22 protein-coding genes and 1 tRNA gene are annotated in these 21423 nt (G+C 59.5%); 9 read left to right on the top strand and 14 right to left on the bottom strand.

Translation table 11 applies throughout. From position 1 onward, the window contains the following. Positions 1-3: 3 nt before the first annotated feature. Positions 4-777, bottom strand: coding sequence for an ABC transporter ATP-binding protein (locus AC3WJW_RS05485; protein WP_007972784.1), 774 nt, complete (start codon positions 775-777; stop codon positions 4-6). A gap of 564 nt (positions 778-1341) precedes the next feature. On the opposite strand from AC3WJW_RS05485, the gene gabP reads away from it, so the two are divergent. Next, positions 1342-2733, top strand: coding sequence for a GABA permease (gene gabP, locus AC3WJW_RS05480; RefSeq protein WP_015093062.1), 1392 nt, complete (start codon positions 1342-1344; stop codon positions 2731-2733). 71 nt (positions 2734-2804) lie between these two features. Here the strand turns inward: gabP and AC3WJW_RS05475 are convergent, their stop codons facing one another. The 4 genes from AC3WJW_RS05475 to AC3WJW_RS05460 all read right to left on the bottom strand — a co-directional run bounded on the left by AC3WJW_RS05475 (position 2805) and on the right by AC3WJW_RS05460 (position 5881). Further along, on the bottom strand, positions 2805-3260 hold the full coding sequence (locus AC3WJW_RS05475) for a hypothetical protein (protein WP_108230821.1): 456 nt from the start codon (positions 3258-3260) through the stop codon (positions 2805-2807). Positions 3261-3266: 6 nt separating this feature from the next. Next, positions 3267-3683, bottom strand: a complete 417-nt coding sequence (locus AC3WJW_RS05470) for a hypothetical protein (protein WP_493725360.1) — start codon at positions 3681-3683, stop codon at positions 3267-3269. A gap of 96 nt (positions 3684-3779) precedes the next feature. Next, positions 3780-4754 (bottom strand): alpha/beta hydrolase family protein, encoded by a 975-nt coding sequence (locus tag AC3WJW_RS05465; RefSeq protein WP_493725359.1) that lies wholly within the window; start codon positions 4752-4754, stop codon positions 3780-3782. A 68-nt stretch (positions 4755-4822) separates the two neighbouring features. Next, on the bottom strand, positions 4823-5881 hold the full coding sequence (locus AC3WJW_RS05460; RefSeq protein WP_493725358.1) for a PDDEXK nuclease domain-containing protein: 1059 nt from the start codon (positions 5879-5881) through the stop codon (positions 4823-4825). A gap of 254 nt (positions 5882-6135) precedes the next feature. On the opposite strand from AC3WJW_RS05460, the gene AC3WJW_RS05455 reads away from it, so the two are divergent. Then, a complete protein-coding gene (locus tag AC3WJW_RS05455) occupies positions 6136-6585 on the top strand; it encodes a carboxypeptidase regulatory-like domain-containing protein (protein WP_493725357.1) in 450 nt (149 codons plus the stop codon). Positions 6586-6615: 30 nt separating this feature from the next. Here AC3WJW_RS05455 and AC3WJW_RS05450 read toward each other — a convergent pair whose 3' ends face one another. The 7 genes from AC3WJW_RS05450 to panM all read right to left on the bottom strand — a co-directional run bounded on the left by AC3WJW_RS05450 (position 6616) and on the right by panM (position 13118). Continuing rightward, on the bottom strand, positions 6616-7422 hold the full coding sequence (locus tag AC3WJW_RS05450) for a TSUP family transporter (protein ID WP_218503713.1): 807 nt from the start codon (positions 7420-7422) through the stop codon (positions 6616-6618). A gap of 72 nt (positions 7423-7494) precedes the next feature. After that, on the bottom strand, positions 7495-8574 hold the full coding sequence (locus AC3WJW_RS05445; RefSeq protein ID WP_493725356.1) for a hypothetical protein: 1080 nt from the start codon (positions 8572-8574) through the stop codon (positions 7495-7497). A gap of 317 nt (positions 8575-8891) precedes the next feature. After that, a tRNA-Phe gene (locus AC3WJW_RS05440) sits at positions 8892-8967 on the bottom strand. Positions 8968-9070: 103 nt separating this feature from the next. After that, a complete protein-coding gene (locus AC3WJW_RS05435) occupies positions 9071-9343 on the bottom strand; it encodes an oxidative damage protection protein (RefSeq protein WP_007972770.1) in 273 nt (90 codons plus the stop codon). Further along, positions 9340-10407 carry an A/G-specific adenine glycosylase gene (mutY, locus tag AC3WJW_RS05430; protein ID WP_493725355.1) on the bottom strand — a complete coding sequence of 356 codons (1068 nt, stop codon included), beginning with the start codon at positions 10405-10407 and terminating at the stop codon, positions 9340-9342. Before mutY ends, AC3WJW_RS05435 begins: the two co-directional genes overlap by 4 nt. Continuing rightward, a complete protein-coding gene (locus tag AC3WJW_RS05425) occupies positions 10404-12635 on the bottom strand; it encodes an AsmA family protein (RefSeq protein WP_493725354.1) in 2232 nt (743 codons plus the stop codon). Before AC3WJW_RS05425 ends, mutY begins: the two co-directional genes overlap by 4 nt. Before the next feature lie 78 nt (positions 12636-12713). Beyond that, on the bottom strand, positions 12714-13118 hold the full coding sequence (panM, locus tag AC3WJW_RS05420) for an aspartate 1-decarboxylase autocleavage activator PanM (protein ID WP_493725353.1): 405 nt from the start codon (positions 13116-13118) through the stop codon (positions 12714-12716). Positions 13119-13343: 225 nt separating this feature from the next. Between panM and AC3WJW_RS05415 the strand changes: the two genes are divergently transcribed. The 7 genes from AC3WJW_RS05415 (at position 13344) to AC3WJW_RS05385 (ending at position 19175) form a co-directional block, all read left to right on the top strand. Beyond that, entirely contained in the window at positions 13344-15008 is a 1665-nt protein-coding gene (locus tag AC3WJW_RS05415; protein ID WP_493725352.1) for an OFA family MFS transporter, read from the top strand. 283 nt (positions 15009-15291) lie between these two features. Then, positions 15292-15885 (top strand): imidazoleglycerol-phosphate dehydratase HisB, encoded by a 594-nt coding sequence (hisB, locus tag AC3WJW_RS05410; protein WP_003186751.1) that lies wholly within the window; start codon positions 15292-15294, stop codon positions 15883-15885. Further along, entirely contained in the window at positions 15885-16523 is a 639-nt protein-coding gene (hisH, locus tag AC3WJW_RS05405; RefSeq protein WP_007972757.1) for an imidazole glycerol phosphate synthase subunit HisH, read from the top strand. Before hisB ends, hisH begins: the two co-directional genes overlap by 1 nt. Next, positions 16524-16781: a DUF2164 domain-containing protein gene (locus AC3WJW_RS05400; RefSeq protein ID WP_020795737.1), complete on the top strand. Its 258-nt coding sequence runs from the start codon at positions 16524-16526 to the stop codon at positions 16779-16781. 42 nt (positions 16782-16823) lie between these two features. Then, complete coding sequence (gene hisA / locus AC3WJW_RS05395) at positions 16824-17561, top strand: 1-(5-phosphoribosyl)-5-[(5-phosphoribosylamino)methylideneamino]imidazole-4-carboxamide isomerase (protein ID WP_015093076.1); 738 nt, start codon at positions 16824-16826, stop codon at positions 17559-17561. 9 nt (positions 17562-17570) lie between these two features. Continuing rightward, on the top strand, positions 17571-18341 hold the full coding sequence (gene hisF, locus AC3WJW_RS05390; RefSeq protein WP_007972752.1) for an imidazole glycerol phosphate synthase subunit HisF: 771 nt from the start codon (positions 17571-17573) through the stop codon (positions 18339-18341). A 78-nt stretch (positions 18342-18419) separates the two neighbouring features. After that, positions 18420-19175: a substrate-binding periplasmic protein gene (locus AC3WJW_RS05385; RefSeq protein WP_493725351.1), complete on the top strand. Its 756-nt coding sequence runs from the start codon at positions 18420-18422 to the stop codon at positions 19173-19175. 145 nt (positions 19176-19320) lie between these two features. Here AC3WJW_RS05385 and AC3WJW_RS05380 read toward each other — a convergent pair whose 3' ends face one another. Next, on the bottom strand, positions 19321-20097 hold the full coding sequence (locus tag AC3WJW_RS05380; RefSeq protein ID WP_493725350.1) for a divergent polysaccharide deacetylase family protein: 777 nt from the start codon (positions 20095-20097) through the stop codon (positions 19321-19323). Between the two features lie 2 nt (positions 20098-20099). Beyond that, a complete protein-coding gene (locus AC3WJW_RS05375) occupies positions 20100-21416 on the bottom strand; it encodes a S41 family peptidase (protein ID WP_102700274.1) in 1317 nt (438 codons plus the stop codon). Between the last annotated feature and the right edge of the window lie 7 nt (positions 21417-21423).

The following is a 21423-nucleotide window of genomic DNA, read 5'->3' as shown; positions in this document are numbered from 1 at the left end:
CCGTTAGCGGTTGCTGGACATGAATTGTTTGCAGCGCGCCGAAAGCGGGTTTTCAAACACCTGCTGTGGCGATCCTTGCTCTTCTACCAGGCCCTGGTGGAGGAACACCACTTCGCTGGAGACCTGACGGGCGAAGCCCATTTCGTGGGTCACGAGCAGCATGGTGCGGCCTTCTTCGGCCAGCGCGCGGATGACATTAAGTACTTCCTGGACCATTTCCGGGTCAAGCGCGGAGGTGGGCTCGTCGAACAGGATGACCTTGGGCTGCATGGCCAGGGTGCGGGCGATGGCCGCGCGTTGTTGCTGGCCGCCGGACAATTGCGCCGGGTAGGCGTGGCGCTTGTCGGCGATGCCGACCTTGGCCAGCAGGGCTTCGGCCACTTCGATGGCTTCGGCCTTGCTCTGGCCGAGCACGCGGCGCGGGGCTTCGATGATGTTGTCGAGCACGCTCATGTGCGGCCACAGGTTAAAGTTTTGAAACACAAAACCGATTTCGCTGCGCAGGCGATTGATCTGCTTGCCGTCGGCGGCCACCAGTTCGCCGTTCTTCGCAGCCTTGAGCTTGAGTTCTTCGCCGGCGACCAGGATCTGGCCCTGGTGCGGGTTTTCCAGCAGGTTGATGCAGCGCAGGAACGTGGACTTGCCGGAGCCGGAGGAACCCAGGATCGAGATCACATCGCCGTCGCGGGCGGTCAGCGAGATGCCTTTGAGCACCTCCAGCGAACCGTAGCGTTTGTGCAAGTTGCGGATTTCAAGCGCGGGCGTGGCCTCAGCCATGTGCGTTCCTCATATATGTTGCGCTCCTGCTGTTGGCGGCCTTCCTGGCGAGGCGGCCAACCTAGCATAGCGTTTCAATGGCAGCCAACAGCGCTACGGACGGTAAACGGCTGGCGTGTGGCAGGTTGTCGCATCGGCGCAGCAGACTGTCGCCCCATCAACAACCGAACAGCCGTTTGAACCTTGCCTGTCGACAAAAAGCGCGGTGGCTGTCGCAAAAAAAGGCGCGATGTTGCCAGCTTTGACGGGGTGTTGGAAGCGCTATCCGGCCAAATGCAGCGGTTGTGCACTTTTAATGTGCGCAGAGCTATTTTCAGGTGTGTTTCCGGTGCGCGGATTTGCCCCACAAAGTGGGTCGCAGGGTAACGCTCTGGCGAAGTGCCATTAAATTCAATGGGTTGCGATGACTGTCCGGTCGAAGTGAGATCGCCGGACTAGAGGGATTTGAAACATTTTGGCGCAATTATTGCGTGCAGAATCCAGAACGCCCCGTTGGCTTCTTTTTACGAGAAGGATCGCTGAACGGGATGCACGCATTCGCTTCTCCTTACAAAGGTAGTTTTAATGAGCAGTACCCAAAGCTCTAATGGCCTCGAACAGGGGCTCAAACCGCGCCACGTGACCATGCTGTCGATTGCCGGGGTTATCGGCGCCGGCTTGTTCGTCGGCTCGGGTCACGCCATCGCCGCTGCAGGTCCGGCTGTTCTGTTGGCTTACGCCGCCGCCGGCATGTTGGTGGTGCTGGTGATGCGCATGCTCGGCGAAATGGCCGTTGCCTCGCCGGACACCGGTTCGTTCTCGACTTACGCCGACCGCGCGATCGGTCACTGGGCCGGCTTCACTATCGGCTGGTTGTACTGGTGGTTCTGGGTTCTGGTGATCCCGTTGGAAGCCAACGCTGCCGCGACCATCCTGCATGCCTGGTTCCCTGGCGTGGACATCTGGGCCTTCGCCCTGGTCATCACGATGCTGTTGACCGTGACCAACCTGTTCAGCGTGAAGAACTACGGTGAATTCGAGTTCTGGTTCGCCCTGATCAAAGTGTTGGCCATCATCGGCTTCATCATTCTCGGCGTAGCGGCGATCTTCGGCTTCCTGCCGAACAGCCAGGTCAGCGGCGTTTCGCATCTGTTCGACACCCAGGGCTTCCTGCCAAACGGCATGGGCGCGGTACTGGGCGCGATCCTGACCACCATGTTCTCCTTCATGGGCACCGAGATCGTGACCATCGCGGCCGCGGAATCGAAGAACCCTGGCAAACAAATCTCCAAGGCCACCAACTCGGTGATCTGGCGGATCGGCTTGTTCTACCTCGTATCGATCTTCATCGTTGTGGCCCTGGTGCCATGGAACGACCCGGTACTGGCAAGCCTGGGCTCCTACCAGACCGTGCTTGAACGCATGGGCATCCCGAACGCCAAGATGATTGTCGACATCGTGGTACTGGTTGCAGTGACCAGCTGCCTGAACTCGGCGCTCTACACCTCGTCGCGTATGCTGTTCTCCCTGGGCAAGCGCGGTGATGCGCCAGCCATGTCCACGCGCACCAACAAAAGTGGCACGCCTTACTGGGCGGTGATGTTGTCCACTGGCGCAGCGTTCCTGGCAACATTCGCCAACTACGTGGCCCCGGCTGCCGTGTTCGAATTCCTGCTGGCCAGCTCCGGCGCCATCGCATTGCTGGTGTACCTGGTGATCGCGATTTCGCAACTGCGCATGCGCAAGCAGCGTATGGCTCGTGGTGAGAAAATCGTCTTCAGCATGTGGCTGTTCCCGGGCCTGACCTACGCGGTGATCGTCTTCATCGTTGCGGCCCTGACCATCATGCTGTTCCAGGATGCCCATCGTGTGGAAATCCTCGCGACCGGCTTGCTCAGTGCCCTGGTAGTGGCGGCCGGCTTGCTGGTGGCTCGCCGTCGCAAACTGGAAAAGCGTGGCGCGGTAGTGCTGAACTGATCCATATCGCGTAATGCAAAACGGCCGCTGTCAGTGATGACAAGCGGCCGTTTTTGTTTGTGCCGTAACCCTTACTCGGCTTTTTCTTCTGGCGTTTCCTGCGACTCGCGGTAGGCGTCCAGCGCAGTGCCGAAGTCAGCAATGAACTGTGGCTCGCTCAGCCATGCCTGGGCGGCGTCGCGGTCCATGCCGTCGGCCCACATGCGGTAGTCGATCAGCATGTCGGCGGCCAGGTGGGTGGCGGCCATGCCTTCGTCGTCGGCGTTTTCCATGTCCAGCAATTCTGGGTGGTCAACGATGATAAAGGCGAGGTTCGTCAGCAGGACCGAGAGCATTTCGCTGCGGCTGACGGCTTCGGCGTCGCGCATTTTGCTGAACATCGCCAAGGTGTATTCCGGGATCGGCTCGGCGAGGTGGCCGAGTTCATCATCGTCCAGAGCAGCGGGTTTCCTGCCGTGGATATTGATCTGCTTGGCTTTGGCTTTTGCACGCTTGGCGCGTTTCTGTTGCTTGTTCAGGGAGGCCATGGGAACTCAGTTCGGTTTCTGTTGGGTTTGCGCGGCAATGGCGTCGGACGCCGCCACATAGTCGGCCTGGAAGGTCGGAGATTCGATCCACGCCAGGGCGCCGGCTTCGTCTGTTTCGGCCGACCATTGGCGATATTCGATCAGCGCGGCGAGGATGAAGTCCATCGCGCCTTCTTCGCCTTCCTGCTCGTACACCAGCTCCAGCAACGGGTCTTCGAGGAAGGCCGTGCACATGGCTTGCTGGCTGATCTTTTCGGCGTCGATCATTTTCTTGAACAGTTCGGTCAGGTCCACCGATTCGAAGTCGATGCGATCGTCGTTCGGGTCCAGTTCGACCGGCGCGGCAGCCCGCTGGGTGCGGTTCTGCTTGGCCTTGGCCTTGGCGCGGGAGGCGCGTTTGTGCTGCTTGTTGGCGGAGGCCATGGGCGTCGTTCCGTATTCGTTGAAAGGGCAAGAGGCCTAGGGGGTGTTCTCAATTAGTTTTCCCGGCCCGGCGTGAAAACTAATTGAGAACGCCCCCTAGCTGCGCGGCACTCGCCGCCCGGGGGTATCGGGGGTCAGTTCGCCGTTTTGCAGCCAGGCCAATGCAATGGGCCATAGTGTGGCTTGGTATGGGCTGCGAAAAAAGGCGAAATGTCCGACTTCTTGTTCGCCGATGTCTTCGGGATGGATACGCAGGTGAGCGTTTGTACTGCCAGTGAAGTAGCTGAGCAGGCGTTCGATGGCCGGGACCGTGCCGTAAGGATCATCGCTGATGCTGATGGCCAGGGTTTGTGCGGTGACATCGGCAAAGGGCAGTTGCCCGCTTGTTGTGCTGATCGCGCGGCCGCTGGAGCGTTTTTCGTAACGGGCAGTGGACAGGCTCCAGTCACGGACCACGCCGGCGGGTGTGTCCTCCAGCCATCCGAGGCGTTTGCCCGGAAAGTAGCCGTAGATCATCGTCAGCAGTGGCATCAGCACATGCCACTTGCCAAACATCCGCCAGCGATGGGCGGGCGCATAGTCGCGCCAGTAGGCGAATTGCGCACCGACCGTCACCAGGCGCCGGATCAGGTGCCCGGACGCTCCCAGGCCCGCTGCACAGCCGCCAAAGCTGTGGCCGACCACATCGATAGGCTGACCGGTGAACTCACGTTGTGCGCGCTTGAGCATCGCCTCGAAATCCAGCGCTCCCCAATCGGTCCATGTAGCCTTCAGGCCTTTGAGCGATGCCGGCCGCGACTCGCCGATGCCGCGGTAGTCATAGGTGATGACATCGAAGCCATGATTGGACAGATAGTCGGCGAAGCGCGAGTAATGACGACAACGAACCGAGGTGGCGGCATTGATGATCACGACCGGACGAGCGGCATCCCGAGAAGGGTGTCGCCAGGTGAAGCCACCGAGGACAAAGCCGTCTGCAGCGGTTTCCTTGAATGGTTCGCCGGACGTGACGCATTGCAATGGCAACTCGATTTGAGTTGGGGCGAGTGAAGGCGTTTCCTGCAAATTCATCGGCGTCGGACCTTTGCGGGTAGCTGCCAACGATAGTCTTGATAGCGTTGATGAACAATCCATTGGCCTCAGCGCAGTGATTGATCGAGCAGTCGTTCTTCAAGGGCCGCCCGTTCCCGATCCAGTTCGTTACGGAGTTCTTCTTCACTCGGCAGGACGAGCTTGTACTTGCTGGTGAACAGTTGTTCGTTTCCTTCAAGCACCGAATAACGCACCACGGATTCATCCTTTTGCGCACAGAGAATGATGCCGACAGTGGGGCCGTCTTCCACGCCGCGTTTCAGGTCGTCGTACATGCGCACGTACATGTCCATCTGCCCCACATCCTGATGGGTCAGTTCACCGCGTTTGATATCGAAGATGACGAAGCACTTGAGCAAGTAGTTGTAGAACACCAGGTCGATGTAGAAGTCTTTGCTGTCGGTACTGATGCGTTGCTGGCGGGCAATGAACGCGAAGCCCTTGCCCAGCTCCAGCAAGAAGCCTTGCAGCTGTTCGATCAACGCCTGTTCGATCTCGCTTTCCTGAAGCTTGCCGGCATTGGGTAGGCCCAGAAACTCCAGGACCACCGGATCACGGATGAAATCCCGAGGGCTGGCCTTCATGTTTTGAATGTTGGTGGCGGCCTCCTGCTTGACACTGCCGCGATCGCGGCTCGCCAGCAGGCGTTCGTAGTACAGCGTATTGATCTGGCGTTCCAGGGCACGGCTCGACCAGTTTTGGGTGGCCGATTCGTTCATGTACCAGAGACGGGCGCTGTCGTTGTCGACCCGAAGCAGGCGGCGGTAGTGGGTCCAGCTCAATTCGGAACGCACTGCGTTCCAAATTGGAAAAGTTTGATAAAAATCCCGCATATAACGCAGATTGCGTTCGTCAAAACCTTTGCCGAAGTCGGCACTGAGCACTTTTGCCAAAGTGGCCAGTAAGCGTTTGCCATACCTCGCCCGCCGAGCCCCTTCCTGCTCGAACTCGACAATATGTCGCCCGATCTGCCAACAGGTTTGCACCTGAACGGTATCGACCGCACGAAGCACCTTCTGACGTGCCTGATGGATCAATTTGCCAAGGCTACCCAGCAGCGAAGCCAGATATGGGTCGTGAGTGTCGTTGGGTGTGAGGGCCGTCATGAGGTCTTCCGCAGCAGATTGGACAGCGAAAGAGAATGGCAAGTGGGCACCCTTCGAAGCTGCCGGGAGTGACTGAAAAACAGGAAGGAAAAACCGGATTCGCTGGCAGGACGTGTCGGAGGGCAGGCGAGGTCTGAGGAGCAAATGGCGTAGTACGTTTCGTACTCAGGCCAAATCAATCTAAAACCCCTCCCTGCGACTGGAAATCCAACGAATGTAACGATTGGGTTCTGCAGAACCCGGGAGTCGTCATCATGAAGTACCTCCATTCCCTCCTGTTGCCTCTCACCGCCGTCGGCGTGCTGATGTTTCCATCGATGTCGCCCGCCGCCAGCCTTGATCCAATCGACAGCACTGGCGTGCAGGTGCAGCGCCAGGAGCAAAACGGCATCGCCTACCTGTCCGGCGGTATCGGCGAGGATGAGTCCAGGGCCATCCAGCAGACCACCGGCTACAACCTGCACATGACGTTCTCTGTCGGGACGGGAAATGAATACATTCCTGACGTGAGCGTGGTCATTCAGAAAGCCCCGGGGCAAACCGTGCTGACGCTCAATAACGCCGGTCCGTTGGTTTACGTGAAGCTGCCTGCCGGTAAATACACGGTCATTGCGACGCGCAAGGGCGAAACACGGCAGGACGTTGCCGATGTTGGCAGTGGTGCAGCCCGTAACCTGGTTTTCCACTGGAATGATGCGAGTTAGCGAGACGCTCTAGGCCCTGAGTCCTGCGACTCAGGGTTTATCGTTATTAACGCCCGCGTACGCTTGGATGAGTGCAACGCGTAAAGGGTTGGTTTCTACGCTCAGCAGCTTGATGGCCAAGGCGCAGCAGACCACGATCAACATGGGTTTGATCAACCGTGGTCCGACTCGGACGGCGGCCCGTGCACCCAATTGAGCGCCGATGAAGGCCGCCAAAGCCATGGCTATGGCTACCGGCCAGATAATCACACCTTTGGTGATAAAGACCGACAGAGAGCCGAGGTTGCAAGAGGCGTTGGCAAGCTTGGTAAAACTCATGGCCCGCATCATACCCAGGCCGCAGAGCAGTACAAATCCGACAATGAAGAAAGAGCCCACGCCGGGGCCAAATATACCGTCGTAAAAGCCCAGGATAGGCGCCACGGTAAACGAAAACAGCAGAACACCAATTCTCTTGCGTCGATCTTCATTGGCCAGCTTCGGAGATAGCGCAAAATAGATCGCTACCAGAATCAGCATGATAGGCACGCAAACTTCCAGGTAGTGCTTATCAATAGAGCTGACCAGCAAGGCACCACTAGCGCCACCAATAAATCCGCAAATAACCAGGAAACGGCCTTCGCGCCACTCGATCAATCCTTTGCGAGCAAAGGTCACCGTTGCCGAAACAGTTGCCGAAGCGGCCTGGAACTTGTTCGTTGCAATTGCACTGATCGGATCTACACCTGCCAGAAACAATGCAGGCAAGGTGATCAAACCACCCCCACCGGCAATCGCATCAAAAAAGCCGGCGCAAAAAGCGACGAGCGCCAACATGCCAATTACATCCAAGGACATTGCATTCTCTCTTTATGGTTATTGGCCAGTAATCACATGACTGGTCGTTCAACAGCCTGATCACATAAGGAATCAGCCCTGCAGCACTAACGGGTCCTCTGAAACAACGATGGGGGTAGAAAATTTTGAAAGTCCGAAAATACGAACCAAGACCCGTCTGTTGTCTTTGATGACATCGCGACAGTGCAGAGCCCGGATGTTATTGATAACCATGGCCGATTCCTGGGTCAGCGTGCATTCGACCGGAGTTGCTTCATCTACACCTTGGCAAAGGGCGGTGTAAGCCGTTTTCACAAAGGTCGAGGCGCTGTCATTGACCGAAAAGCGATACGAGTTGAAGCGGGCTGCGAACCCTACCTTATCGTCGAACTCCAGAATCGAAACGTTGCGGCCATCCTCCCCTTTGCCACTGACAAAGGAGTCACTACGAGTGAACTGGAAGTTGCCCGTGGTCAGTGCGAGGCAGTTGGTGATGCCGATTTTTTCGAGTATGGGGGGTAGTGCAATGACTCGCGTAGGTTCCAGGCTCGGGTTCCACAAGGCGGAAAGTATGAGCGACGACGGAGAGGGCGAGTGCCCGTCTTTCGCGGTCACGGCGCACCAGTAAGGCGCCTCTGTTTGCGGTCCAAGCGCGAGGCCGGAATGGGAACTCAGTTCCTTGATGTCCGGCTCGGCTGGGATCTTGGTCAGTCCGCCGCCCTTGAAGTTGGCCACCAGTCGAATCAGTTTTCCTTCATTGTCCATGTCATAGGCAAAGGCACTGTTATCCACCAGTTTCAACAAGATCTGATTGCGGGCGGCCAGGCAAAGTACGTCGTAACGATTTTCCAGGGATGCCAGATCTGGCAGTTCATTTGGAGGGCTGATTTCGGTGATTTTTTGCAGCCCTTCAAAAATCAACACGGAGATAAGGCCATCGGAATAGGCGCCCAACAGTTCACATTGGTTTTTCGAAAACGAGAGCTTTAATTCGGTCGCTGCCAGAAACGCTTTGGACTTGGCTCCTGGTGCCTGTGGCCCGCCGATGGCGGCCAGTTTTTTGGTGAACGTGTGAAGCAGTGTTGACTGGTGAATATCAAAGCTGAAAGTTCTGATTTCTTGTTCAGTAAATAACCCAGTGGTTTCGACGTCTGGTTTGATGGCGTCAGTCATTGTCTACATCCCTGTTGTGTATCCGCTCCCGGTTATGCGGCAGCTCCTCCTTCGATTCTGCACAAACTGAAGATCAGCGTATGTCATCCGCTTCCGGTAAAGCATACGGAGCGTTCTTACAGACCAAAGACTGCCAGGAAGGGCTGATCTCCAATGCCTGAAGCTTTTCGGGGCTTGGCCCCGGCAACCGTTGCGGATGCTGGCGGGTGTGGTGATAGGGGGGGGGAATTGTCGCTTTGAAGGTGACCGGGCCAGTGCCTAATCAAATCGCAGGCATAAAAAAACCCTGAATCTTGCGATTCAGGGTTTTCGGTATTTGGTGCCCAGAGACGGAATCGAACCGCCGACACGGGGATTTTCAATCCCCTGCTCTACCGACTGAGCTATCTGGGCAACGGGGCGCATTAAACGGGTTTTTCAGGGGGTCGTCAAGCAAGTTTTCAAAAAAATTTTAATTATTACCGTCGCTTACGTTCCGACCCCCGAAAAATCGGGGTTATTCCGACGGCGGTACGTAGCCTTCGGCCTTGGCGTAATCCTCGCCGGAGAAGTACTTGTCCATTTCGCCCTGAAGATATTTGCGATCTTCGGCGTTCATCATGTTCAGGCGTTTTTCATTGATCAGCAGGGTTTGGTGTTTTTGCCAGTCGGCCCAGGCCTTCGCCGAGACGTGGTCAAAAATGTCCTGGCCTTTGGCGCCCGGGAAGGGAGCGCGCTCCAGGCCTGGCAATTCTTCTTTGTACTTGCGGCACATGATGGTGCGGGTCATGACGACTCTCCTGCGTTCAATACGGCGGCCGCGCGTTCGAGCAAGGTTTTGACCGGGGCGGCAAGGCCCAGGCGCGGCGGGGTGGCGAGGTTATACCAGAGCCAGTCGGCCTCGGCCACGTGATGGCCGGTCTCCTGGACCTGAACCAGCCAGGGTTCGATGGATAACTGAAAATGGCTGAAGGTGTGCACCAGGCTCGGCAATGCCTGTTGGGTGCCCAGTTCCAGTGAGTGCTGCGCGGCGAGGTGTGACAGGTCGTCGAGGTCGTCGAGTTCCGGCAGGCTCCACAAGCCGCCCCAGAGGCCCGTAGAGGGGCGACGGTAAAGCAGGATGGCGCCTTCGGTGTTGGCCAGCATCGGCATCAGCGTGCGCTTCTGCGGGATGGCCTTGCGCGGCTTGGGGATCGGGTAGCGGGTTTCCAGGCCGAGCATGTGCGCCTCGCAGCCTTTTTCCAGCGGGCACAACAGGCAGCTCGGTTTGCTGCGGGTGCAGAGCGTGGCACCGAGGTCCATCATCGCCTGGGTGTAGGCGTTGACCCGGTCGTGCGGCGTAAAGCGCTCAGCGTTGGCCCAGAGCTGTTTGGCGACCTTCGGCTCGCCCGGGTAGCCCTCTTGCGCGGTAAAGCGCGCCAGGACGCGCTTGACGTTGCCATCGAGGATCGGAGCGCGCAGGCCCATGCTGATGCTGGCAATGGCGCCGGCGGTGGACAGGCCGATTCCCGGCAGATCGGTGAGTTTTTCCACGTCTCGGGGAAATTCGCCGCCGTACTGCTCGACGACGATCTTCGCGGTCTTCTGCAAATTGCGCGCGCGGGTGTAGTAACCCAGGCCGGTCCACAGGTGCAGCACTTCGTCTTCCGGTGCAGCCGCCAGGGCTTCGACCGTTGGCAACGAGGCCATGAAGCGGTCGAAGTAGTTCAGCACGGTGCTGACCTGGGTCTGCTGCAGCATGATTTCCGAGACCCATACCCGATACGGGTTGATGTCCTGCTGCCAGGGCAAATCGTGACGGCCGTGGCGGTCGAACCAGTCCAGCACCGCCGTTGAAAACTGCTCGGCTCTCATCGCTTGAACAGTTCCTTGAGCGCGTCTTTCAGTTTCGGGTCGACTTTGTCGCCCCATTTTTCGTCGATTTTTTCGCTGATCCTCTCGCCAGCCAACTTGGTCGCGACCTGACTCATGCGGTCGTTATCCAAGCGGCAAGCCTTGGCGCCCAGCTCCAGCGGGCCACGGCAGCGCAGTGGCCACTCGATGCCGACAAACTTCTCGCCGACCTGACAGGCCGGGTCCGGCATGGCGCTGGTATCGCCTTCAACGATGATGCCGACGCGGTAGTCCATGCCCAACACGCGCAGATCGATGTCACCGTCACCGTTGACGGTCATGCCCGGGATGCGCACTTTCAGGTCCGGATTGCTGGCGACACCGTTACGCAAGGTCAGATTGCCCTTGAGCTCCTGGAACGGAGTGTCCTTGCCTCGCGGCTCGCCGCTGAGGGTTTTGCGGTTGAGCGTAGCGATGCCTTTGCACAGCTGTTGCTCGAGGTTGGCGTTGAGCAGCACGCCATTGTTGATGACGAAACTGGCGTTGCCGTTGAGGGTTTCGATCAACGCCTTCTGGCTGTTGCCGTTGCCGGTCAGGTTGCTGTTGAGCGTGACCAGGCCCTTGACCGGTGGGTTCTTGCCCTGGCTTTCGAGGATTTTTTCCGCCGGTACCCGGGTGATCTTCGTCTGCAGATTCAGCGCCGGCACTGGCTGGCGCACATCGAGCGTGCCGGTGGTTTCGAAGTTGCCCTCGTACAGGTCGCCGCGCAGGTTGGCCAGCGTCAGCAGGCCGCCCTGGCCGGTGGCCTTGAGCGCAGCGTTATGGATCGGCAGTTTTTGCAGGGTCAACTGGCCAAAGGTCAGGTCGGCGTCCACATCGAGCTTGCTCAAGCGTTCCACTGGCAACAGGCGCTCGCTGCTCCACGCGTCCTTGGTCGGCGCGGGTGGCAACGGCGTGCTGCCGGCGCCGGCCATGGCATCGGCTTCGGTGCTGGCGACTTCGGCCTGACGCACTTGTGTCGCGCTATTGGCCTCGGCGGATTTCGGCGGCAGGTAACGGTCGACGTTGAAGGTATCGGCCTTGAGCACGGCGCGCAGCGATTGCTTGGCGAAGTCTTCGACGGCAATGCGGCCGCTGAAGGTGCTGTCGTCGACTTTCAGGTTGAGGTTGTCGAGCGCCAGGCTGGTCGGTGTCGCGGCCAACCGGCTGACCAGCTCGACTTTGCTCAGGCTGCCTTCAGCCATGGCTGGGAGCTTCTGGCCGATGCTGTCGACGAATTTCGCCAGGTCGAACTGGGCAATCGAGATGCCGCCGCTGACCTGTGGAGTCTTGTCCAGATCGTTGACCTTCAGTTCACCCAGTGCCCGCAACTGGTTGGCAGAGACCTTGATGCCGGTCCACTCGGCAACGTTGGCGGCCCTGTCCAGCACCAACTGGCCCTGGGCGGAGAACGTCACGGCCTTGCCTTGCAAGGGGTCACCGGTCACTTCACCCGACAGCCTCATGTCTTCGAACTGATAGCGCTGCAGTGCACGTGCGATGCGCAACTCACCGTTGAGCTCGGTGCGCACCCGCAGTGCCGGCTGGTTGGCTGACAGGAAAGCCGTGAGCTTGAGCGGAATGTTGACGGAGTCGTGGACCGCGCCGGTGCTCAACTGAATGCTTTCGGCGCTGAAACTCTTGCCGGTTCGTTCGTCGGTGTATTCGACCCGCGCGTTGTTCACGGTCAGGCTGTCGATGTCCAGGCGGATCGGTTGAGGCGGTTTTTCCGCCGCGCCGCCGGTTTCGGGCGCCGGTTCGGGAGTGGCTGGCGGGGTGCCGGTCGCGTCGGTGCCGGCCGTTGCAGGCAGCTTGCCGATGTCCTCCCAGTTGCCATGACCCTCCTTGTCGCGGTTCAGGCGCAGGTTCAGGCCTTCGACGCGCACGTCGCTCATCTGTACTTCACGGCGCAGCAGCGGCAGTACGCGCACCGACAGGCCGAGCATCTGCAAATCGGCGTACGGTTCGGTCGGTTTGACCATGGTCGCGACACTGGCGTCGTGCAGCTCCAGGCCCAGCCACGGGAACAGGCTCCAGCCGATATCGCCATTGAGCGTCAGCTCGATGTGGGCTTTGTCGCGGGCAATCTGGCGAATCTCGTCTTTGTAGTCGTTGGGATCGAAGAGGTGGGTCAGGGCAAAGCCCAGCGCCACAATGATCAGCAACAGCCCGAGAAGTACCAGACCCAGGATTTTGCCGAACGCTTTCATGGGCGAGTCCTTGTAATTAGTCGAATTCAAAATTTAGCCGAGGAGTATAGCGCCCCCGAACAGACGACCGGTCAGTGATCACGCCGGCAATACATCCAGCGGCAGTTTCAGCTTGGCGGCCAGCGCCTGCGCCTCCAGATGCCCGGCAGGCGCCAACAGACGCAGGGTCATACCCGATTGCGCGGCCATTTTTTGCGCTTCGGCCACCAGTCGCTCGGCAACACCACGGCGACGGGTAATTTTCCGCACACAAAGGTGGGACAAGTGCCAGGCGTCTTGGTGCCTTTGCAGGCGGGCTGCGCCCAGCAGGCGATCATTGAAGCGTCCGGCGATCAGTGTGCCGTCGCTTAAACAGTCTTCGATCAACTGCGCTTCGCCGGAAAAAGGGGCGAACAACCAGTCTGGAGCGTCGCGGTAGATCTTCTGCAGATCCTGCCGATCCTGGGACGTGGCTTGGTTGAGCGGCTCGACAATGATCGGCATGGTGATTCCTGTGGGGTCATGAAGCGATGGAGATCAGACGACGTACAAAAGGTGATGTCAGTTTGGTTTTTCTGTCACTGGCAGATGGTAACCTTTGCCCGTTCGTCCGTCCTTCTGCGACCTGTTGTCGCACAACAAGGCGCTCCACCAAAAAACGGTCATGTCTGCGTGCATAAAGGCCGGGAGCGTGGCTGGCGAACCCTACTAATAATTGGGGGAATTACAATGACCACGAGCATCACGGCGGACGGCCTCAGCGCCGACCAGCCCGCGTTCCTGTCCAAGGAGCGGATCATCGCCAAGCCCGGCTTCAACCGTTGGCTGGTGCCACCGGCCGCGCTGGCCATCCACTTGTGCATCGGCATGGCCTACGGTTTTTCGGTGTTCTGGTTGCCGCTGTCCAAGGCGCTGGGCATCACGGCTCCAGTGGCCTGCGCAGCGGACACGGGTTTTATCGCACAGGTCTTTTCGTCCCAGTGTGACTGGCCGATCTCGATGCTCGGCTGGATCTACACCTTGTTCTTCATCTTCCTGGGTTGCTCGGCCGCCATCTGGGGTGGCTGGCTGGAACATGCCGGGCCACGCAAGGCTGGCGTAGTGTCGGCTCTGTGCTGGTGCGGCGGTCTACTGATTTCGGCGCTGGGCGTGTATACCCACCAGATCTGGCTGATGTGGATCGGCTCCGGGGTCATTGGTGGTATCGGCCTGGGCCTGGGCTACATTTCGCCGGTCTCGACCCTGATCAAGTGGTTCCCGGACAAGCGCGGCATGGCCACCGGCATGGCGATCATGGGCTTCGGCGGTGGTGCGATGGTCGGTGCTCCGCTGGCGGCAGCGCTGATGGGGCATTTCGCTTCGCCAACCAGCGTCGGCGTGTGGCAGAGCTTCCTGGTCATGGCCGCGATCTATTTCGTGTTCATGATCGGTGGCGCATTGTCCTACCGCGTCCCGCCAACCGGCTGGAAGCCTGAAGGCTGGACCGCCCCGGCGAAAAAAGCCTCCAACGCGATGATTACTCATCGTCATGTTCACGTGAATGTGGCCTGGAAGACGCCGCAGTTCCGTCTGGTGTGGCTGGTGCTGTGCCTGAACGTATCGGCCGGTATCGGCATTCTCGGCATGGCGTCGCCGCTGTTGCAGGAAGTGTTCGGTGGCAAGTTGTTGGGCAATGACCTGGCGTTCGGCCAACTCGACGCTTCGCAACTGGCTTCGATCGCCGCCATCGCGGCCGGTTTCACCGGTTTGCTGAGCCTGTTCAACATCGGCGGGCGCTTCTTCTGGGCTTCGTTCTCGGATTACCTGGGTCGCAAAAACACCTACTTCGTGTTCTTCGCCTTGGGCTTTGCCCTGTACGGACTGATTCCGAACCTCGGTCATCTGGGCAGCATCGCGCTGTTCGTGGCGGCGTTCTGCGTCATCCTGTCGATGTACGGCGGTGGTTTCGCGACTGTTCCTGCGTATCTGGCGGATCTGTTCGGTACGCAAATGGTCGGTGCGATTCACGGTCGTCTGCTGACGGCGTGGGCGGCTGCCGGCGTGCTCGGTCCAGTGCTGGTGAACTACCTGCGTGAGTATCAGCTGAGCATCGGCGTCGAGCGTGCAGCAGCGTACGACATCACGCTGTACATCCTCGCCGGCCTGCTGGTGTTGGGTTTCCTGTGCAACCTGCTGGTGCGCCCGGTGGCGGACAAGTACTTCATGACCGACGCCGAACTGGCCGCCGAACAGGCGCTGGGCCATGACAAAGGCGCTGACAACAGCACCGTGCTGGAGTGGAAAGCCGCGCCTGGCACCAAGCCGCTGGCGGTTGCGGCGTGGCTGGTGGTGGGTATTCCATTGGCGTGGGGTGTGTGGGTGACCTTGCAGAAGACGGCAGTGCTCTTTCACTAAGGGACTGGCCTGAGAACTCTCAGGCCGACACCCAGCCTGTGGGAGCGAGCCTGCTCGCGAAGAGGGAGTGTCAGTCGACATAAGTGTTGGCTGAGCCACCGCTTTCGCGAGCAGGCTCGCTCCCACAGTTGTTTTGTGGTGTGCCAAATAGCTTGTATGGACATGTCTATCGCCGGCACCCCCGGATTCACTCCGTCAGTGATATCACCTCGCGTGTTTCTGTTTGGCGCCCGCACCCCTATAATGGCTGCCTTTTTCGCCCAATGATTTTGCGGAGCTGGTGATGGCCGAACGTAAGGCGTCTGTCGAGCGCGACACTCTGGAAACCCAGATCAAAGCCTCGATCAACCTCGATGGCACCGGAAAGGCCCGATTCGATATCGGTGTACCTTTTCTTGAGCACATGCTGGACCAGATCGCCCGTCACGGGCTGATCGACCTGGATATTGTCAGCAAGGGCGACCTGCATATCGATGACCACCACACTGTGGAAGACGTCGGTATCACCCTCGGCCAGGCCTTCACCAAAGCCATCGGCGACAAGAAAGGCATCCGTCGCTACGGTCACGCCTACGTGCCGCTCGATGAAGCGCTGTCGCGCGTGGTGATCGATTTCTCCGGCCGTCCAGGCCTGCAGATGCATGTTCCCTACACCCGTGCCACCGTCGGTGGCTTCGACGTTGACCTGTTCCAGGAATTCTTCCAGGGCTTCGTCAACCACGCCAACGTCACCTTGCACATCGACAATCTGCGTGGGCACAACACCCACCATCAGATCGAAACCGTGTTCAAGGCTTTCGGTCGCGCCCTGCGCATGGCCGTCGAGCTCGATGACCGCATGGCCGGGCAAATGCCTTCGACCAAGGGCGTCCTGTAATGCAGACAGTCGCGGTTATCGATTACGGCATGGGCAACCTGCACTCGGTGGCCAAGGCCCTCGAGCACGTCGGTGCCGGCAAGGTGCTGATCACCAGCGATGCCAACGTGATTCGCGAAGCCGACCGGGTGGTTTTCCCCGGCGTTGGCGCGATTCGCGATTGCATGGCGGAGATCCGTCGCCTCGGCTTCGATTCGCTGGTGCGTGAAGTCAGCCAGGACCGTCCGTTCCTTGGCATCTGCGTGGGCATGCAAGCCTTGCTCGACACCAGCGAAGAGAACGACGGCGTTGACTGCATCGGCCTGTTCCCGGGCGCGGTTAAGTTCTTCGGCAAGGATCTGGTCGAAGACGGCGAACACCTGAAAGTCCCGCACATGGGCTGGAACGAAGTGAAGCAGAAGGTCAGTCACCCGCTGTGGCACGACATTCCAGACCTGGCGCGTTTCTACTTCGTGCACAGCTACTACATCGCCGCCGCCAACGCGCGCCAGGTGGTGGGTGGCGGTCACTACGGTGTCGATTTCGCCGCGGCGCTGGCCGAAGGCTCGCGTTTCGCCGTGCAGTTCCACCCGGAGAAAAGCCATACCCATGGCCTGCAGTTGCTGCAGAACTTCGCTGCGTGGGACGGTCGCTGGTAAATGGCCGTCAAGAAGAAACCGCCGATTCTGACCCTCACTCCCGAGCAGGAGAGCGAGGCCAATCACAAGATCAAGCGTTTCATGGAAGACCGCTTCGAACTCGACCTCGGCTCGTTCGAGGCGGCGGAGATTCTTGAGCTGTTTACTCGTGAAATTGCTCCGCACTATTACAACAGGGCGATTTTCGATGTGCAGGCGCACCTCAAAGAGAGGTTCGAAAGCATCGAAAGCGACCTGTGGGCGCTCGAGAAAAACTGATTTCCGAGCCAAGCTGAACATTCAAATTTGAAGGTTTGCCAGATGCTGATTATTCCCGCTATCGATCTTAAAGACGGTGCCTGTGTTCGTCTGCGCCAGGGCCGCATGGAAGATTCCACAGTGTTCTCCGATGACCCGGTGAGCATGGCTGCCAAGTGGGTGGAAGGCGGTTGCCGCCGTCTGCATCTGGTCGACCTGAACGGCGCCTTCGAAGGCCAGCCGGTCAACGGTGAAGTGGTCACCGCCATCGCCAAGCGTTATCCGAACCTGCCGATCCAGATCGGCGGCGGTATCCGCTCCCTGGAAACCATCGAGCACTACGTGAAAGCGGGCGTCAGCTACGTGATCATCGGCACCAAGGCTGTGAAAGATCCGGCCTTCGTTGCCGAAGCCTGCCGCGCGTTCCCGGGCAAGGTGATCGTCGGCCTGGACGCCAAGGACGGTTTCGTTGCCACCGACGGCTGGGCTGAAATCAGCACCATTCAGGTCATCGACCTGGCGAAGCAATTCGAAGCCGACGGCGTCTCCGCCATCGTTTACACCGACATCGCCAAAGACGGCATGATGCAGGGCTGCAACGTACCGTTCACCGCTGCGCTGGCTGCTGCCACTTCGATTCCGGTGATCGCGTCCGGCGGCATCCACAACCTGGGCGACATCAAGACCCTGCTCGACGCCAAGGCGCCGGGCATCATCGGCGCGATTACCGGCCGTGCGATTTACGAAGGCACCCTCGATGTCGCCGAAGCGCAAGCTTTCTGCGATTCGTACAAAGGCTGAGGACTGATCATGGCGCTGGCCAAACGCATCATCCCTTGCCTGGACGTGGACAACGGCCGGGTGGTCAAGGGTGTGAAATTCGAAAACATCCGCGACGCCGGCGACCCGGTGGAAATCGCCCGTCGCTATGACGAGCAGGGCGCCGACGAGATTACCTTTCTCGACATCACTGCCAGCGTCGATGGCCGCGACACCACGCTGCACACCGTCGAGCGCATGGCCAGCCAGGTGTTCATCCCGCTGACCGTGGGCGGTGGCGTGCGCACCGTGCAGGACATCCGCAACCTGCTCAATGCCGGTGCGGACAAGGTTTCGATCAACACTGCAGCGGTGTTCAACCCTGAGTTCGTCGGCGAAGCCGCGCAGCATTTCGGTTCGCAGTGCATCGTGGTCGCGATCGACGCGAAGAAGGTTTCCGGGCCGGGCGAAACCCCGCGCTGGGAAATCTTCACCCATGGCGGTCGCAAGCCAACCGGCCTCGACGCCGTTGAGTGGGCGAAGAAAATGGAAGGCCTGGGTGCCGGTGAGATCCTGCTGACCAGCATGGACCAGGATGGCATGAAAAACGGTTTCGACCTGGGCGTCACCCGCGCCATCAGCGATGCGCTGGGCATTCCGGTGATCGCTTCCGGCGGCGTCGGCAACCTGCAACACCTGGCCGACGGCATTATCGAAGGTCACGCCAGCGCGGTTCTGGCGGCGAGTATTTTCCACTTCGGCGAATACACCGTGCAGGAAGCCAAGGCTTATATGGCCCATCGCGGAATTGTGATGCGCTGAACAAACCAATGCAGGCCAGTGGACATCATGGCGTGCCCAAGGCACTCTTGGGTACGCCATGGATTTCGGTAGCCAGACATGCTTAAACGCTTTCTTCTCGTCCTTGCCAGCGCTGCTCTGTTGTTCATCAACGGAGCACACGCAAAAGACAGCCCCGATACCGACATGGTATTGCTGACTGAAAACTTCCCGCCCTACAACATGGCGAAGAATGGCAAGAACTTCGCTCAGGACGAGAACATCGATGGCATCGCCACCGATATCGTCCGCGAGATATTCAAGCGCGCCAACATTACCTACAGCCTGACGCTGCGTTTCCCTTGGGAGCGAATCTACAAACTCACCCTGGAAAAACCCGGCTATGGCGTGTTCGTCATGGCGCGGTTGCCGGATCGCGAGAAGCTGTTCAAATGGGTCGGCCCAATCGGCCCGGACGACTGGATCATGTTGGCCAAGGCTGACAGCAAGATCACCCTCGAAACCTTGAATGATGCGCGCAAGTACAAGATCGGCGCCTACAAGGGCGACGCGATTGCCGAGACGCTGGCCAAGCAGGGGCTGAATCCGATTGTTGTACTGCGCGATCAGGACAACGCGAAAAAACTGGTCAACGGGCAGATCGACTTGTGGGCCACCGGTGACCCGGCCGGGCGGTATCTGGCGCGTCAGGAAGGGGTCAACGGGTTGAAAACCGTATTGCGTTTCAACAGTGCCGAACTGTACCTGGCGCTGAACAAGGACGTGCCGGACGAGACGGTGGCCAAGCTCCAGGCGGCGCTGGACCAGATGCGCAAGGAAGGTAAGGTCGACGAGATCATGGCGCGGTATCTCTAACCCCCGACACCCACATTCAGCCATGCGCATATCACTGTGGGAGCGAGCTTGCTCGCGATGGCGTCGTGTTAGTCGACATCATTGTTGAATGACGGATCGCTATCGCGAGCAAGCTCGCTCCCACAGTGGTTCTGCGGTGTAGCTATTAGCGGTACACCCCATCCTTCCCATGCGCCGCAGTCGCCTGATTACCGCGCACACTGATCATCTGCCGGATATCAATCCACTCAACTCCCTGAGCCTTCAGCTTCGGCAACTCCCGCTCCAGCACCGCGAGCGTCTGCGGATACGGATGCCCGATCATCACCGCTGAACCCTGCTTGTGCGCGAGGCTGATCGCTGTCTGCAACTGGTTGAAGATCGCGGCTTCGGTTCGTTCATCGTCGAGAAACACATCCCGCGAAACGCTGGCCAGACCGATCTTCTGCGCTTCGGCCGCGGCCACGGTCCGGGCGCTGGTGCGGCTGTCGACGAAGAATTTGTGCCGTTGTTGCAAGTCTGCCATCAACCAGGCCATGGCCGCGGGTTGTGCGGTCATGCGGCTGCCCATGTGATTGTTGATACCGCTGGTGTACGGGACCATTTTGAAGGCGGCGTTCAGGCGCTTTTCCAGCTCATCGACAGGCAATTCGGGATGCCAGGCGAACGGGCCGGTGGCCGGATCCATGGGCATGTGCAGAATGACGATCTTGCCAGCGCGATGGGCTTCGCGGGCGAATTCGGTGGCGTGAGGCGTGTCGGGCATGATCGCCGTGGTCACCGGGCCGGGCAGGGCCAACACGCGGCGATCCCTTGGCAGGTTCTGCCCCAGGTCATCGATGATCAGCGTCAGGTAGGCTTTTTGCGGCGTGGTCGAGGCGGGCGTTGCGTGAACAACACCCGCCAGGCAGCAAAGCAGACTGAGAACGTACCGCAGGCGCATCCTCAACGGCCGGACGTGATGCTCAGCCCTTTGAGCAGGCTCAGGGCCTGGGCCAGTTGGTAATCATCGTCCTGTGGCATCGGCTTGGCCTTGCTGGAACCGGTCGGTTTGTCCGCACCGCCGTTGCCGTTGCCCAGGTGACCCTGCAAGTCGGCTTCCTTGAAGTAGTCGTTGTCCTGCTCGCTGGTGATCTTGGCCTTGCGCACTTCGATGTCCGGGACGATGCCCTGGGCCTGGATGGAGCGGCCGTTCGGCGTGTAATACAGCGCCGTGGTGATCTTCAATGCGCGATCATTGTTCAGCGGCAGCACGGTTTGCACCGAGCCCTTGCCGAAACTGTTGGTGCCCATCACCACGGCGCGCTTCTGGTCCTGCAGGGCGCCGGCGACAATTTCCGAAGCCGAGGCGCTGCCGCCGTTGATCAGCACGACCATTGGCACGGCTTCGCTTTCGTCCTTGCCGGTAGCAGAGAAACGCAGCTCGGAGTTGGCGATGCGGCCCTTGGTGTAGACGATCAGGCCCTTGGTGATGAAGTGGTCGACCACTTCCACCGCCGCCTGCAACACGCCACCCGGGTTGTTGCGCAGATCGAGGATGATGCCCTTGAGCTTCTTGCCGTTCTCCTTGCGCAGCTTGGCCAGGGCCTTGGAAACCTCTTCACCGGTCTTGACCTGGAACTGGGTGATGCGGATGTAGCCGTAGCCCGACTCCAGCAGCTGGCTCTTCACGCTCTTGACCTGGATGACGGCGCGGGACAGGGTCACGTCGAACGGCGTGCCACCGTCGCGTACCAGGGTCAGGGTGATTTTCTGGCCGATCTTGCCGCGCATCTTGTCGACGGCTTCGGTCATGCTCTGGCCGCGGGTGGGCTGGCCGTTGATCTTGACGATGAAGTCGCCGGCCTGAATGCCGGCCTTGGAAGCAGGCGTGTCGTCAATCGGCGACACCACCTTGATGAAGCCGTCTTCGGCGCCGACTTCGATGCCCAGGCCGCCGAATTCGCCACTGGTGCTTTCCTGCAACTCGGCGAAATCTTCAGGGCCGAGGTAAGCCGAATGCGGGTCGAGGTTGCTGAGCATGCCCTTGATGGCGTTTTCCAGCAGGGTCTTGTCGTCCACCGGTTCGACATAAGCGGCCTTGATCCGGTCCATCACCTCGGCAAAGGTGCGCAACTCATCCAGCGGCAGTGGCGCCTTGGTGGTCGCAGCAGTGCCCGCAGGCGCAACCGCCGGGGCCGGTTGAGCGGCAAACGCCAGAGGCGCGCCGATCACCAGGGCGATCGTCAGGGCCAGCGAGGTAAGGCGGGACAAATGCAGCATGTCTAAC

The sequence above is a fragment of the Pseudomonas sp. GW821-FHT07G06 genome, from assembly GCF_058986625.1.
The sequence above is the reverse complement of the archived record's forward strand: the minus strand, read 5'-3'. Positions and strand labels throughout refer to the sequence as shown.

Excerpts from the sequence above, each read along its gene's own strand:
- AC3WJW_RS05485 (WP_007972784.1), bottom strand. The coding sequence starts at position 777 with ATGGCTGAGGCCACGCCCGCGCTTGAAATCCGCAACTTGCACAAACGC.
- gabP (WP_015093062.1), top strand. The coding sequence starts at position 1,342 with ATGAGCAGTACCCAAAGCTCTAATGGCCTCGAACAGGGGCTCAAACCG.
- AC3WJW_RS05475 (WP_108230821.1), bottom strand. The coding sequence starts at position 3,260 with ATGGCCTCCCTGAACAAGCAACAGAAACGCGCCAAGCGTGCAAAAGCC.
- AC3WJW_RS05470 (WP_493725360.1), bottom strand. The coding sequence starts at position 3,683 with ATGGCCTCCGCCAACAAGCAGCACAAACGCGCCTCCCGCGCCAAGGCC.
- AC3WJW_RS05465 (WP_493725359.1), bottom strand. The coding sequence starts at position 4,754 with ATGAATTTGCAGGAAACGCCTTCACTCGCCCCAACTCAAATCGAGTTG.
- AC3WJW_RS05460 (WP_493725358.1), bottom strand. The coding sequence starts at position 5,881 with ATGACGGCCCTCACACCCAACGACACTCACGACCCATATCTGGCTTCG.
- AC3WJW_RS05455 (WP_493725357.1), top strand. The coding sequence starts at position 6,136 with ATGAAGTACCTCCATTCCCTCCTGTTGCCTCTCACCGCCGTCGGCGTG.
- AC3WJW_RS05450 (WP_218503713.1), bottom strand. The coding sequence starts at position 7,422 with ATGTCCTTGGATGTAATTGGCATGTTGGCGCTCGTCGCTTTTTGCGCC.
- AC3WJW_RS05445 (WP_493725356.1), bottom strand. The coding sequence starts at position 8,574 with ATGACTGACGCCATCAAACCAGACGTCGAAACCACTGGGTTATTTACT.
- AC3WJW_RS05435 (WP_007972770.1), bottom strand. The coding sequence starts at position 9,343 with ATGACCCGCACCATCATGTGCCGCAAGTACAAAGAAGAATTGCCAGGC.
- mutY (WP_493725355.1), bottom strand. The coding sequence starts at position 10,407 with ATGAGAGCCGAGCAGTTTTCAACGGCGGTGCTGGACTGGTTCGACCGC.
- AC3WJW_RS05425 (WP_493725354.1), bottom strand. The coding sequence starts at position 12,635 with ATGAAAGCGTTCGGCAAAATCCTGGGTCTGGTACTTCTCGGGCTGTTG.
- panM (WP_493725353.1), bottom strand. The coding sequence starts at position 13,118 with ATGCCGATCATTGTCGAGCCGCTCAACCAAGCCACGTCCCAGGATCGG.
- AC3WJW_RS05415 (WP_493725352.1), top strand. The coding sequence starts at position 13,344 with ATGACCACGAGCATCACGGCGGACGGCCTCAGCGCCGACCAGCCCGCG.
- hisB (WP_003186751.1), top strand. The coding sequence starts at position 15,292 with ATGGCCGAACGTAAGGCGTCTGTCGAGCGCGACACTCTGGAAACCCAG.
- hisH (WP_007972757.1), top strand. The coding sequence starts at position 15,885 with ATGCAGACAGTCGCGGTTATCGATTACGGCATGGGCAACCTGCACTCG.
- AC3WJW_RS05400 (WP_020795737.1), top strand. The coding sequence starts at position 16,524 with ATGGCCGTCAAGAAGAAACCGCCGATTCTGACCCTCACTCCCGAGCAG.
- hisA (WP_015093076.1), top strand. The coding sequence starts at position 16,824 with ATGCTGATTATTCCCGCTATCGATCTTAAAGACGGTGCCTGTGTTCGT.
- hisF (WP_007972752.1), top strand. The coding sequence starts at position 17,571 with ATGGCGCTGGCCAAACGCATCATCCCTTGCCTGGACGTGGACAACGGC.
- AC3WJW_RS05385 (WP_493725351.1), top strand. The coding sequence starts at position 18,420 with ATGCTTAAACGCTTTCTTCTCGTCCTTGCCAGCGCTGCTCTGTTGTTC.
- AC3WJW_RS05380 (WP_493725350.1), bottom strand. The coding sequence starts at position 20,097 with ATGCGCCTGCGGTACGTTCTCAGTCTGCTTTGCTGCCTGGCGGGTGTT.
- AC3WJW_RS05375 (WP_102700274.1), bottom strand. The coding sequence starts at position 21,416 with ATGCTGCATTTGTCCCGCCTTACCTCGCTGGCCCTGACGATCGCCCTG.